The following is a 13,009-nucleotide window of genomic DNA, read 5'->3' on the forward strand; positions in this document are numbered from 1 at the left end:
TTGATCAAGAATTGACGGATTATGCCAGAGCCTTCCAGCAAAACTCCACGCAGACGCAGCGCCCGCCATCGGACCAGCGTACGTCGCCGCTCAGTTGACGCACCAGGTTCAAGCCGCGGCCGGACAGACGGTCAGCATCCAGCGGCCGCGCCAGTACCTCGTCAACATCGAAGCCAGGCCCGCTGTCCTCGACACGCAACGTCATCTTGCCGCCCTGCGCAGTCGGGGACACCTGCACATGCACCCGGATATGGCCGCTGTTCAATTGCGCCAGCCGCTCGTTGCGCAGGCGATAATACTGCGCAAACCCTTCGGCATCGCGCTTGAGCTGTGAATCCAGGCCCAGTACGCCATGTTCGAGGGCATTGGCATACAACTCGGCCATGACCGTGTAGAGCGCCCCACTCTGCTCACGCAGGCCATGGACCTCCAACAGCAATTGCAGCAGATACGGCAACGGGTTGTAGCGCCTGAGGGTCTGCGCGCGAAACTCGAAACTCACCGACCAATTCAGCGGGCACGACTGGCCACTGTCGGAATACATAGGTTCGGCCACGCGCAGCGGTTGGCCGGCCAACAAGCTGATTTCAACCATGCTGACATCGTCCCGCGCCTCACCGCGAAAGGCCGCCAGCGCCTGCTCGATATCCTCGAACAGGCGGTCGGGCTCGCGGTTGGCGGCAAACACCTGCTGCAAACGCTCGGCGCCGAACAACTGGTCATTGGCGTCGGCGGTGTCCAGCACGCCATCGGAAAGCAGGAACACCCGATCGCCCAGGGCCATGGGCCAGACTTCGGTGCTGTCATCGAATGCCTGGGCCGACAGCACGCCCAACGGCAGATGCCGCGACATCAACGGCGTGCGCTTGCCGGTGGCGACCTCGTGCACATAGCCCTCGGGCATGCCGCCGTTCCACACCTCCACCACGCGCCGCTCGGTGCTCAGGCACAACAGTGTGGCGCAGCAGAACATGTCCACCGGCAGGATGCGCTTGAGCTTGGCGTTCATCTCGCGCAGGGTCTGCGTCAGCCCATAGCCCTTGGCGGTCATGCCGTAGAACACTTCGGCCAGGGGCATGGCTCCGATGGCCGCCGGCAGGCCGTGGCCGGTGAAATCGCCGAGCAGCACATGCATGTCGCCGGACGGCGTATAGGCCGCCAGCAGCAGGTCCCCGTTGAACAGTGCATAGGGCGATTGCAGGTAGCGGATATTCGGCGCCGCGTTGATGCAACCCGAATGCGCGACCTTGTCGAACACGGCCTTGGCGGCGCGTTGCTCATGTAACAGGTGATCATTGTGCCGGGCGATCTGGTCACGCTGCTGCAACACCGTGGCTTGTAGCCGCCGCAGGCGGTCCATGGCGTTGATCTTGGCGGCCAGAATAAGCTGGTTGTAGGGCTTGGGCAGGAAATCGTCGCCGCCGGCGTCCAGGCACTCGGCCAGTGCGGCGCTTTCGCGCAGCGAGGTCAGGAAAATGATGGGGACCAACTGCTCGCCCGCCAATTGCTTGATCCATCGCGCGGCGAGAAAACCATCCATCACCGGCATCATCGCGTCCATCAGCACCAGCTGCGGGCGCTCGCGCGCAAACACTTCAACGGCTTGCTCGCCATTGGTCGCGGTGAGCACATGGTGCCCCTGACGCCGCACGATGGTCGACAACAACAGCAAGTCGGCGGCGCTGTCTTCGGCAATCAGGATGGTCAGCGGCTCGGATAAGGGGGCCAGGACTCTCACGATATATCGAACAGCTTGTCGAAATTGGAAATGGCGAGGATTTTGCGCACGTCGTGGCTGCTGTTGCTGACCTGCACTTGAGACTCATCGCCACCGGCGTGGTCCCGAAGCAGCAGGAGCATGCCCAGGGCCGAGCTGTCCATGTAGGTGGTTTCTTTAAGATCGACCACATACAACTCGGGTACCTTGTAGTAACGCTCGTAGGCATCGCGAAATGCCTGGTGGCTGCCGAAATCGAACCGGCCCTTGATTGCGATCGTCAACTTCTTCCCGTCCAGGGATACTTCTGACTCGATTGACATGTGACTGCTTCCTTGTCATGGGTCTGTGCAACAAGGTGTAGCAGGCGAACCCGATCTGAGCAACACGGCCGTTCAAATGTGGGAGGGGGCTTGCCTCCGGGGCGACCAGGATTTTGGTGTCGATCCCGGTCCAAATGTGGGAGGGGGCTTGCCCCCGATGGCGGCCTCGGGGCTGGCCGGGATGTTGGATTGGAACGAGTACATATCCGTTTCTGCGGTAACGGCCACTTAGGGTTCCGCCCTGACGGCGGGTCACTTTGGAAAAGCCCCAAAGTAACCAAAGGGCTCTTGCCCCACCACTCGGCACCTCGCCTGGGCTCGGTGTGCCCTCTCTCCGGCTTGAATCCGTGGGCCGCCGCAATGGGCCATCCATGGCCCAGTGCGGCTAACCCGGCGTCCTGCCGGGTTGCCCACGGATTCAAGCCTGCGTTCGGCCAGCGTGGTTTAACGGGGCGCCTGAGATCAAAAGCAGATCAAGATCAGGATCAAGAGCGACTCGCTTCGCATCGTGGTTACGGTTGGGCGCTGCTGAGTTGTGTAGATACCTATGCCCCGATTGCCGAGTGTCAGTCACTGCATCTTTTGACTGACACACCGCAATCGGGGGCAAGCCCCCTCCTCCCACATTTTTTCCTGCTGCGTTGGTTAGAACGGTTCCTGGCGCGGAAGGCGCTGGGACAGTTCATCGAGCAACTTCTGCTCGCGCTTGTCTTCAATCGCCCGCGCTTCATCGATATAGCGCTGCACCAGCTTGCGCAACCCTTCGACGCGGGCAAACGCCTGTTGCCAGCTTTCGCGGGCCTTGTCGAGGTTGTTCTGGTGCCACGCCAGGCTCTGGCGCTGTTGGCCGACGGCGGTTTCCAGCTGATTGAGAAAGCCCTGGTACCCCATCAGCCACTGGCCCGACACGCCCTTGCTGCCGCGTTCGATCCACTGTTGCTGATATTCGAGGCGAAAGCGCTCAAGGTCGCCCAGTTTGCTCTCCGCCAGGCGCACCTGGCCCTGGAAATACCCCAGGCGCTGCACGGCGGTTTTTTCGGCCTTTTCGGCCATTTCCACCACCGGGGCCAGGCGCGCGGCGCGGCTGTTGGCCATGGGTTAGCCGCCCGGCGCGGGGGCGAAGATGGACTGCAGATGCGCTTCGCTTTCGCCCATGCTGATCTTGTCGTTAAGCCCCTGGCGCAGGTAGGTCACCAATTGGGGCTGCAGGGCGATTGCCAGGTCGGTCTCGCGATCGCCACCGGCCACGTAGGCGCCGACGCTGATCAGGTCGCGGCTCTGCTGGTAACGCGACCACAGTTGCTTGAAGTATTGTGCGCGGGCCATGTGTTCCGGCGTGACCACCGCCGGCATCACCCGGCTGATGGACGCTTCGATATCGATGGCCGGGTAGTGCCCCTCTTCCGCCAGGCGTCGCGACAGCACGATGTGCCCATCGAGCACGCCCCGCGCCGAGTCGGCAATCGGGTCCTGCTGGTCATCGCCTTCGGACAATACCGTGTAGAACGCGGTGATCGAGCCCCCGCCGGCCTCGGCATTACCGGCACGCTCCACCAGCTTGGGCAGTTTGGCGAACACCGACGGCGGATAACCCTTGGTCGCGGGTGGCTCGCCGATGGCCAGGGCGATCTCGCGCTGGGCCTGGGCGAAACGGGTGAGCGAGTCCATCAGCAACAGGACATTCTTGCCCTTGTCGCGAAAATATTCGGCGATGCGCGTGCAGTACATGGCGGCGCGCAGGCGCATCAACGGTGCGTCATCCGCCGGAGAGGCGACGACGACGGAACGCTTGAGGCCTTCTTCACCCAGGCTGTGCTCGATGAATTCCTTGACCTCACGGCCACGCTCGCCGATCAGCCCGACCACGATGATGTCGGCCTCGGTAAAGCGCGTCATCATGCCCAGCAACACCGACTTACCCACACCGGTACCGGCGAACAGGCCCAGGCGCTGGCCGCGACCGACCGTCAATAAACCGTTGATGCTGCGAATGCCCACGTCCAGCGGCACGCTGATGGGGTTGCGGTTGAGCGGGTTGATGGTGGGGCCGTCCATCGGCACCCAGTCCTCGGCCTTCATGCCGCCCTTGCCATCCAGCGCACGCCCGGCGCCATCGAGTACACGGCCGAGCATGCTCATGCCCATCGGCAAGCGCCCGGTGTCGGCCAGGAGCACCACACGGGCACCCGGAGCGATACCGGCGAGGCTGCCCACCGGCATCAGGAAAATCTTGTTACCGGAAAAGCCCATCACTTCGGCTTCGACCTGCACCGGGTGGTAGCTGTCGTCGTTGATCACCATGCAGCGGCTGCCCATGGCGGCGCGCAAGCCCTCGGCCTCAAGCGTCAGGCCGACCATGCGCAACAGGCGCCCTTCGAGGACCGGCTGGCCGGGCAACTGCGTGGCCTCGGCGTAGCTGTCCAGGCGCTTGGCGAAGCTGGTGCGATCAAGGCGCATCGGTGACGTCCAGGTCAACGCTCAGGTCAGGCTCGGCCGGGTGCAGCGCCTGTTCATGCAACTGGTCGAACAGCTTGGCCATGATCTGGCTGATGCGGGTTTCCACCGTGGCATCGATGCGGCTGTGCTCGGTCTCGACGCGGCAACCGCCAGGCAGCAGCGCGGCGTCCTCGACGATGCGCCAGGTTTCTTCATGGCGCTCGCGCAAGGCTTTGACCTGCTCGAAATCCTGCGGGTTGATGTACAGCCGCACATTGCCCACGCCCAGGGGCAGCAGCTTGAGGGCTTCGCGCATCACGCTTTCGATCTGGCTGGAATCGAGCACCAGTTCACGCTGGATCACCTGGCGGGTGATGTGCTGCACCAGGCCGACCATGGATTTTTCCAGCTGCGAGTCCTGTTCGGCGATGGGGTCGAACAGGTTGCCCATCAAGCGCTCCAGGCTGCCCAGCTTGACGCTGAGGGCGTCTTGAGCCTCCTGACGGACCTTGAGGGTGGTGCTGCGAAAACCATCTTTTTCACCCGCCGCGAAGCCTTCGTTGTAAGCCTCCTGGCGGATGGCTTCCAATTCTTCAAGGGTCAGCGGCTGGACTTCTTCCAGCGGCACTTCTTCCATCTGCGCCGGCGCTTCCTGCACCGGTTCAGGCTCTGGCTGCGGCACGTGGGGGTCGAAGCTGGGCAACGACCAGATGTCGAACCCGCCGACATCCCGCGCGCGAATCAGATCGCTGGGCGTCTCATCTTTGTTCGACATGCGGGGCGCCTTAGATCATTTCTTCGCCGCCCTTCCCGCCGAGAACGATTTCTCCGGCTTCGGCCATACGGCGGGCAATGGTGAGGATTTCTTTCTGCGCGGTTTCCACGTCGCTGACGCGTACCGGGCCCTTGGCTTCGAGGTCGTCGCGCAGCAGTTCGGAGGCACGCTTGGACATGTTCTTGAAGATCTTTTCCTTGACGCCTTCGTCCGAGCCCTTGAGCGCCAGCACCAGCACGTCGGACGACACTTCGCGCAGCAACGCCTGGATGCCACGGTCGTCGACATCGGCCAGGTTGTTGAACACGAACATCAGGTCTTCGATCTGGCCGGACAGGGTATCGTCGATCTCGCGGATCGAGTCCATCAGCTGGCCTTCGACCGAGCTGTCGAGGAAGTTCATGATGTCGGCCGCCCGCTTGATGCCACCCAGGGTGGTGCGCGAGGCATTCGAGTTGCCCGAGAACTGTTTCTCGAGAATCGTGTTGAGTTCCTTGAGCGCCGCCGGCTGCACGGTGTTCAGCGACGACACGCGCAGGATGATGTCCAGGCGCACTTTATGGTCGAAGTGGCCGAGCACTTCACCGGCCTGGTCCGGGTCAAGGTAGGCGACGACGATGGCCTGGATCTGCGGGTGCTCGTAGCGGATCACGTCGGCGACGGCGCGCGGCTCCATCCATTTGAGGCTGTCCAGACCGCTGGTGTTGCCGCCCAGCAGGATGCGGTCGATCAGGCCGTTGGCCTTGTCTTCGCCCAGGGCCGAGGTGAGCATTTTGCGGATGTAGCTGTCGGAGCCGACGCCCAGGCTGGTCTGGTCGCCGACGATCTCGACGAACTCGCTCATCACCTGCTCGACTTGCTCGCGGTGCACATTGCGCATCTGCGCCATGGCCACGCCCACGCGCTGGACCTCTTTGGGGCCCATGTGGCGCAGCACTTGGGCAGCGTCGGTTTCGCCCAGCGACAGCAGCAGCACGGCGGCTTTGTCGACCCGGGAAAGCTTGGCCACAGCGACTCGATCATTCATCAGCGTTAATCCACTCTTTCACGACCTGGGCCACACGGCCCGGGTCTTCTGCCACCAGACTCTTGATTGCGTTCAACTGAGCGTCATAGCCTTCGCTCGGGCTTGGCAACAGGATGCTTTGCGGGCCGCCCAGGCTGACGCGGTCGTTGGCCAACTCGCCGTCCAGGCCGCCCATGCCGCCCAACTCGACGTCGCCACCGGCCAGGGCGAGCTGTTTCTTGCTGCCACCGGTGATGTTGTTGAGCACCGGGCGCAGCACGCCGAACACCAGCACCAGGATGAACAACACCCCCAGCACTTGCTTGACGATGTCCCAGAACCACGGCTGGGTGTAGAACGCCGGGTCGGCGATCACTTCGCCGCGCTCGACGGAGAATGGCATGTTGATCACGCTGACGCTGTCGCCACGGCTGGCGTCGAAACCGACGGCGTCCTGCACCAGGCGGGTAAAGCGCGCCAATTCATCGGCGCTCCATGGCGCGCGGGTGATGGCACCGTCAGCGGCGTTGACCTTGACCTGGTCATCGACCACCACCGACACCGACAGGCGATTGATCTTGCCCTGCTGCTGCTTGGTGTGGCTGATGGAACGGTCGAGCTCGAAGTTCTTGGTGGACTGGTTACGCTTGTCCGCCGGGTAAGGCGCGAGCATCGGCTGGCCGGTGGCCGGGTCCATGATCTGCTGGCCGTTGGCGTCCAGCAGCGGTTGACCCGCCGCAATCGCGCCAGCGGTGGCAGCGGCGCCACCGGTGGTTTGCGGGGCCGACGCCGGGGACGGCGGCTGGTTGCTCAGGGCACCCGGCACGCCTTGCGGACCATTGCTGGCGGTGCGTTGTTCGCTGGTGGACTGCTCGCTGCGCAGGGCGGGCTGGTCCGGGTTGAATTGCTCGGATGTCGACTCTACGGCGCTGAAATCCACGTCGGCGGACACTTCAGCCTTGTAGCGGTCGTTGCCCAATACCGGTTGCAGGATGTTGTGCACGCGCTGGGTCAGCATGCTTTCCATGCGGCGGCTGTAATCGAACTGCTTGCCGGCCTGGGTCAGCGCGGAGTTTTCGGCCATGTCGGAGAGCAGATTGCCCTTCTGGTCGACCACCGTGATCTGCGACTTGCTCAGTTCGGGAACGCTGGTGGCCACCAGGTTGATAATTGCCAGCACCTGGCCGGGCTCCAGGGAACGACCGGAAAACAGCTCGACCAGCACCGAAGCGCTGGGCTTGCGCTCGTCACGCACGAACACCGAGCTTTTCGGAATCGCCAGGTGCACACGGGCACCCTTGACGTTATTCAGGCTGGAGATGGTACGCGCCAGTTCGCCTTCCAGGCCGCGACGGTAGCGGGTGGCTTCCATGAACTGGCTGGTGCCCAGGCCCTGGTCCTTGTCGAGGATTTCAAAACCGATATTGCTGTCGGACGGCGTCACGCCGGCGGCGGCCAGTTTCATCCGCGCACGTGCCACGTCATCGGCCTTGACCAGCAGGGCGCCGGAGTTGGGCTCCACGGTGTAGGCGATGTCGGCGGCGGCGAGGGTTTCCATGATCTGCTTGGAATCCATGCCCGCCAGGCTGCCGTACAGCGGCCGGTAATCAGGTTGCTGCGACCACAACACCACGGCAAAACCAATCGCCACGCTGGCAGCCAGGCCGACCAACAGGCCCACCTGACGCAACATGGTCATTTCGGAGAGATTTTCCAGGAACGACAGGCCAAACAGCGGCGGTTTGCCGTCTGTCTTGGCGGGTACGTTGTCGAGTGCTTCTGCCATGAGTTAAATCTCGCCCTTAAACCGGCATCTGCATGATGTCTTGATAAGCCTGGACCAGCTTGTTACGCACCTGGGTCAAGGCCTGGAAGGACACACTGGCCTTTTGCGAGGCGACCATCACATCGGTGAGGTCCACGCCGCTTTTACCGATCTCGAACGCCGTCGACAACTGGCTGGACGCCTGCTGGGTATCACTGACTTTATTGATTGCCTGACCGAGCATGTCGGCAAAACTGCTTTGGCCCAATTCCGGCGCTGGCGCGACGGATTTCGGTTGAGCCATGGCATCCATTTGCATGGAGCGCATATCCAACATCAACCGATTGAACTCAATACCCTGGCTCATGAACTTCTCTCTCCGACGACCCGCAATTTTTTGACACTACGCAGCGGTTACCAGGGGGAGGTGCAACAAGGGTGCCAGCTTCGTTGCGACTCGTAAGAAAAGGCGACAAAGCTTGTCGACCTTGTTACTGCACGTTTTTTTTGTAGGAGCGAGGGGGACGCCTGGTTCTTGCTCGCGAAGCACTCATGGACGCCGCGTACATCCAGGAAGCACGCGTTATCGTTGACGTTTTTCGCGAGCAAGCTCGCTCCTACAAAAAACGGCATTGGCGCGAAGTCAGGTGGCGAACAGGTATGCTTCCACGTCCATCCCGGCGTCGCGCATCTGCGCCAGCTTGTAGCGCAGGGTGCGCGGGCTGATGCCGAGGCGCTCGGCGGCTTCCTTGCGGCGGCCGCGCTCGGCGCGCAGGGTGTCGATGATCATCTGGAATTCGCGGCGGCGCAGGTCATCGCCCAGGGCGCCGGCCGATTCGGTTTCGGCGACGAGCGGTGCCGGCGCAAGGCTCGGCAACGGCGCGACGCCGCTGCCCATGGCCAGGCAGAAGTCCTGGGGCTGGATCAAGCCCCCCTGCTGGAGGATCAGCGCACGCTGGATCGCGTTGTCCAGCTCACGCACATTACCCGGCCATGGATAAGCAACCAGGCAAGCCTCAGCCTCAGCTGACAGCCGCGCCTGGGCGTGCTTCATTTTTTTGACGTGGTTGTTCAGCAGGCGCTCGGCCAGAGGAATGATATCGGCCGGGCGTTCGCGCAACGGCCGCCAGGCCAGCGGGAACACCGACAGACGGTAAAACAGGTCTTCGCGAAAGCGCCCCGCCGCCACTTCGCCCGCCAGGTCGCGGTTGGTGGTGGCGACCACGCGGATATCCAACTGGATCGGCTTGCGCGCGCCCACCCGCTCCACTTCGCGCTCCTGCAACACGCGCAGCAACTTGGCTTGCAGGCCCAGGGGCATTTCCGAGATTTCGTCGAGCAAAATGGTGCCGCCGTCGGCCTGTTCGAACTTGCCGGCCTGGGCCGCGATGGCGCCGGTGAACGAGCCCTTTTCGTGGCCGAACAGGGTGGCTTCAAGCATGTTGTCCGGAATCGCCGCACAGTTGATCGCAATGAAGGGCTGCCCGGCCCGACTGGATTGCTGGTGGATATAACGCGCCAACACTTCCTTGCCGGTGCCGGACTCCCCCGAGATCAATACGGTGGACTCGCTGCGCGCCACCCGGGCCGCCAGTTCCAGCAACTGCGCGCTGGCCGGCTCGAAGGCAATCGGGCCATCACCCTCCACCGTCGACATGACGCCAAGCGCATGCCGCGCCACCAATTCGATCAACGCCTTGGGTTCGAACGGCTTGACCAGATAATCCGCCGCGCCCTGGCGCATGGCGTCCACGGCCCGCTCCACGGCGCCATGGGCGGTCATCAGCAGCACCGGCAATTGCGGCTGACGCGCGCGCAGCAGGCCGAGCAACTGATGGCCGTCCATGCCGGGCATGTTCACATCGCTGACCACCAGGCTGAAAGTTTCTCGCTCAACGGCCTCCAAGGCTTCCTCGGCAGAGCCGACCGCGCGGTAGTCATGGCCCGCCAACAGCAGCGTGTCAGCCAATGCTTCACGCAGGGCGCGATCGTCTTCAACCAGTAAAACCTTGATAGTCATGATCCTTTTACTCCGCGCTTGCCGCGCTGGAAAACAGCGGCAAGGTCATCAATGCACAGGTGCCGCGCCCCAACCGGGAACGCAGCTGCAATTCTCCCTGATGCGCACGTGCCACTGCCTTGACCACGGTCAGGCCCAGGCCGGTGCCGTTGGTCTTGGTGGTGAAAAAGGGCTCGCCCAGGCGCTGCAGCACGGCCGGCGCAATACCACTGCCGCTGTCGCTGATGCACAGGCGCAGGCTTTGCTCGCGGCGGTACAGGTGCACCTTGAGGCGCGCCCCCGGGCCGCTGGCCTGGGTGGCGTTTTCGATCAGGTTGAGCAGCGCGCCGACCAGGGTGTCGCGATTGCACAGCAACTCACCCTGGTGGCTGTCGCATTGCCAGCGCAGGCTGGCGCCCTCGGTATGCGTGGCGGCCGCCGCTTGCAGGGCTTGCATTAACGCGGCCGGGGTCAAGCGGTCGGTCAGCGGCAGTTCGCCACGGGCAAACACCAGCATGTCGCGCACCTGATGCTCCAGCTCGTGCAGGCGCTCCTTGAGGCGTCCGGCAAAACGCTGGTGGGTGGCTGCGGGCAGTTGCTCATCAGTCAAATGACTGGCGTAGATCAATGCCGCCGACAGCGGCGTACGGATCTGATGCGCCAGGGAAGCGACCATCCGCCCCAGCGACGACAAACGCTCATGGCGCGCCAGCTGATCCTGCAGGTGACGGGTTTCCGTCAGGTCGTTGAGCAGCACCAACTGGCCCGGTTCGGCATCCAGGGACCGGGTGGCGATGGACAGGCGACGCCCATCCTTGAGGGACACTTCGTGGCCGTCATCGTCACGTGGCGCAAAGCAACGGGTGATGACGTGGCGCCACAGCTCGCCCTCCAGCGGCAGGCCGAGCAGGTCGCAGGCGGCCGGGTTGGCTTCGCGCACACGGCCCTGGTCGTCGATGACGATCACGCCACCGGGCAACAGCGAGAGCAGGTTCTGCAGGCGGTTGGCCAGGCGTTCTTTCTCGGCCAATTCCTGCATGCGCTGGGCACTGACCACCGCCAGTTCGCCTTTGAGCTCGGACACCCGGGCTTCAAGCAGACTGTAGGAATCGGTCAGCTGGCTCGACATCTGGTTGAACTGCGAGAACGCCTGTTCCAGACCCTGGCGGATCGGCGGTTCTACAGGCGAAACCAGCCCCGGAATGGCAGGGGCTGCAGATAGTTGGGCGGCGTGGGGCATGGTGCTCTCTCGCTTGGCTGACCGTCAGTTAAACGGAACGTTGCGAGGGCTGTAGCAATACCCGTGCCGAAAAAAAACTACTTATAAATCAAGACGCTGAAAAACACGCGTCAATCATCCGCCTGTTCATCACCTTCTTTGCGGCTCATACCGTACTTGCGCATCTTCTCCACCAGGGTGGTGCGGCGAATGCGCAGGCGCTCGGCGGCACGGGCGACGATGCCATTGGCGTCGTCCAGGGCCTGTTGGATCAGGCCTTGCTCCAGGTTGCCGAGGTAGTCTTTCAGGTCGAGGCCTTCGGGCGGCAGCATGGCCGTGGCACCGAAGTCCGGCGTATGGCCGTTGATCGCCACGCGCTCTTCCATGTCACTGCGCAGGCTGTCGACCATCTGCTCGTCTTCATCGTCAACGTAGCGGAATTTCTTCGGTAACTCGACCACGCCGATCACACCGTAGGGGTGCATGATCGCCATGCGCTCCACCAGGTTGGCCAGCTCGCGCACGTTGCCCGGCCAGCCGTGACGGCACAGCGACATGATGGCGGCGGAGTTGAAACGGATGGAGCCGCGTTTTTCGTGCTCCATGCGTGAAATCAATTCGTTCATCAGCAACGGGATGTCTTCCACGCGCTCACGCAGCGGCGCCATCTCGATCGGGAAGACGTTGAGGCGGTAGTACAGGTCTTCGCGGAAGCTGCCGACCTCGATCATGCTTTCGAGGTTCTTGTGGGTGGCGGCGATGATGCGCACGTCCACGCTCTGGGTCTTGTTGCTGCCCACGCGCTCGAAGGTGCGCTCCTGCAACACGCGCAGCAACTTGACTTGCATCGGCAGCGGCATGTCGCCGATCTCGTCGAGAAACAGCGTGCCGCCGTTGGCCAGCTCGAAACGCCCGGCACGGCTGGTGATCGCCCCGGTAAAGGCGCCCTTCTCGTGACCGAACAATTCGCTTTCCAGCAGCTCTGCCGGGATCGCCCCGCAGTTGACCGGCACGAACGGCCCGTCGCGGCGCTTGGAGTGATAGTGCAGGTTGCGCGCGACCACTTCCTTGCCGGTGCCCGACTCGCCGAGGATCAACACACTGGCGTCGGTGTCGGCCACTTGCTGCATCATCTGACGTACGTGCTGGATCGCCCGGCTGGTGCCGACCAGGCTGCGGAACAGGTTGGGTTCACGGTGACGGCCGCGCTCGCGGGCCTGGTCATACATCTCGCGATAGACCTGGGCGCGGTGAAGGGAGTCGAGCAATTTGCTGTAGCTGGGCGGCATTTCCAGGGTGGAAAGCACGCGGCGGCGCTGGTCTTCCGGCAGGTCCACGGAAGAAATATCGCCCATCAGCAACACGGGAAGGAACTCATCCCAGGTTGACAGTGTCTTTAACAAGCCCAAAACAGCGCCAGGAGCGTTTACCGTCCCGATCAGCACACAAATGACTTCGCGGCTCGATGACAATGAGCTGACAGCCTGCTGCCAATCGTGGCTACCGCAGGGCAAATTTTCTTCACCAAGAAAATTCAAAATCACCGCCAAATCGCGGCGGCGGACGCTATCGTCATCGATCAGCAGAATTTTGGTTTCACGCCACATGCAATAGCAACTTCCCTAGTAAAACTTCCTGCCCCGGAATCAGGGCAATCAAGACGCCTGTAAGACTTATTACTTACTAGACGTCTGAAATCTGAAAACAACACTAGTTAAGTCAAAAATGCTGGCACAGTCAAATATATGACGCACCGTTCGGACCAACTG

11 protein-coding genes are annotated in these 13,009 nt (G+C 62.6%); all 11 read right to left on the reverse strand.

Annotated features, from left to right (window positions below; translation table 11 throughout):
- Positions 1–19: 19 nt before the first annotated feature.
- A complete protein-coding gene (locus tag J1G34_RS11630) occupies positions 20–1,738 on the reverse strand; it encodes an ATP-binding SpoIIE family protein phosphatase (RefSeq protein WP_065893762.1) in 1,719 nt (572 codons plus the stop codon).
- Positions 1,735–2,040: an STAS domain-containing protein gene (locus J1G34_RS11635; RefSeq protein WP_065893763.1), complete on the reverse strand. Its 306-nt coding sequence runs from the start codon at positions 2,038–2,040 to the stop codon at positions 1,735–1,737. The genes J1G34_RS11630 and J1G34_RS11635 overlap by 4 nt, the downstream gene beginning before the upstream one ends.
- A gap of 645 nt (positions 2,041–2,685) precedes the next feature.
- Positions 2,686–3,135: a flagellar export protein FliJ gene (fliJ, locus tag J1G34_RS11640; protein WP_065884550.1), complete on the reverse strand. Its 450-nt coding sequence runs from the start codon at positions 3,133–3,135 to the stop codon at positions 2,686–2,688.
- A 3-nt stretch (positions 3,136–3,138) separates the two neighbouring features.
- The gene (gene fliI / locus J1G34_RS11645) at positions 3,139–4,497 is read right to left on the reverse strand and encodes a flagellar protein export ATPase FliI (RefSeq protein ID WP_222994091.1); all 1,359 of its coding nucleotides are present in this window, start codon (positions 4,495–4,497) and stop codon (positions 3,139–3,141) included.
- Positions 4,487–5,251 carry a flagellar assembly protein FliH gene (gene fliH / locus J1G34_RS11650; protein ID WP_122560617.1) on the reverse strand — a complete coding sequence of 255 codons (765 nt, stop codon included), beginning with the start codon at positions 5,249–5,251 and terminating at the stop codon, positions 4,487–4,489. The genes fliI and fliH overlap by 11 nt, the downstream gene beginning before the upstream one ends.
- A gap of 10 nt (positions 5,252–5,261) precedes the next feature.
- Positions 5,262–6,278: a flagellar motor switch protein FliG gene (fliG, locus tag J1G34_RS11655; RefSeq protein ID WP_057721344.1), complete on the reverse strand. Its 1,017-nt coding sequence runs from the start codon at positions 6,276–6,278 to the stop codon at positions 5,262–5,264.
- Entirely contained in the window at positions 6,271–8,043 is a 1,773-nt protein-coding gene (fliF, locus tag J1G34_RS11660) for a flagellar basal-body MS-ring/collar protein FliF (protein ID WP_128876294.1), read from the reverse strand. The genes fliG and fliF overlap by 8 nt, the downstream gene beginning before the upstream one ends.
- Positions 8,044–8,059: 16 nt before the next feature.
- The gene (gene fliE, locus J1G34_RS11665) at positions 8,060–8,389 is read right to left on the reverse strand and encodes a flagellar hook-basal body complex protein FliE (RefSeq protein WP_065884546.1); all 330 of its coding nucleotides are present in this window, start codon (positions 8,387–8,389) and stop codon (positions 8,060–8,062) included.
- A gap of 276 nt (positions 8,390–8,665) precedes the next feature.
- Positions 8,666–10,042: a sigma-54-dependent transcriptional regulator gene (locus tag J1G34_RS11670; protein WP_065893766.1), complete on the reverse strand. Its 1,377-nt coding sequence runs from the start codon at positions 10,040–10,042 to the stop codon at positions 8,666–8,668.
- 7 nt (positions 10,043–10,049) lie between these two features.
- Entirely contained in the window at positions 10,050–11,261 is a 1,212-nt protein-coding gene (locus tag J1G34_RS11675) for a sensor histidine kinase (RefSeq protein WP_065893767.1), read from the reverse strand.
- Positions 11,262–11,371: 110 nt separating this feature from the next.
- Positions 11,372–12,847 carry a sigma-54 dependent transcriptional regulator gene (locus J1G34_RS11680; RefSeq protein WP_065884543.1) on the reverse strand — a complete coding sequence of 492 codons (1,476 nt, stop codon included), beginning with the start codon at positions 12,845–12,847 and terminating at the stop codon, positions 11,372–11,374.
- Between the last annotated feature and the right edge of the window lie 162 nt (positions 12,848–13,009).

This window comes from Pseudomonas sp. Wu6 (assembly GCF_019891515.1).
In the GTDB taxonomy this organism is placed as follows: domain Bacteria; phylum Pseudomonadota; class Gammaproteobacteria; order Pseudomonadales; family Pseudomonadaceae; genus Aquipseudomonas; species Aquipseudomonas orientalis_A.

Excerpts from the sequence above, each read along its gene's own strand:
- J1G34_RS11670 (WP_065893766.1), bottom strand. The coding sequence starts at position 10,042 with ATGACTATCAAGGTTTTACTGGTTGAAGACGATCGCGCCCTGCGTGAA.
- fliF (WP_128876294.1), bottom strand. The coding sequence starts at position 8,043 with ATGGCAGAAGCACTCGACAACGTACCCGCCAAGACAGACGGCAAACCG.
- fliI (WP_222994091.1), bottom strand. The coding sequence starts at position 4,497 with ATGCGCCTTGATCGCACCAGCTTCGCCAAGCGCCTGGACAGCTACGCC.
- fliJ (WP_065884550.1), bottom strand. The coding sequence starts at position 3,135 with ATGGCCAACAGCCGCGCCGCGCGCCTGGCCCCGGTGGTGGAAATGGCC.
- J1G34_RS11635 (WP_065893763.1), bottom strand. The coding sequence starts at position 2,040 with ATGTCAATCGAGTCAGAAGTATCCCTGGACGGGAAGAAGTTGACGATC.
- J1G34_RS11680 (WP_065884543.1), bottom strand. The coding sequence starts at position 12,847 with ATGTGGCGTGAAACCAAAATTCTGCTGATCGATGACGATAGCGTCCGC.
- fliE (WP_065884546.1), bottom strand. The coding sequence starts at position 8,389 with ATGAGCCAGGGTATTGAGTTCAATCGGTTGATGTTGGATATGCGCTCC.
- fliH (WP_122560617.1), bottom strand. The coding sequence starts at position 5,251 with ATGTCGAACAAAGATGAGACGCCCAGCGATCTGATTCGCGCGCGGGAT.
- J1G34_RS11675 (WP_065893767.1), bottom strand. The coding sequence starts at position 11,261 with ATGCCCCACGCCGCCCAACTATCTGCAGCCCCTGCCATTCCGGGGCTG.
- fliG (WP_057721344.1), bottom strand. The coding sequence starts at position 6,278 with ATGAATGATCGAGTCGCTGTGGCCAAGCTTTCCCGGGTCGACAAAGCC.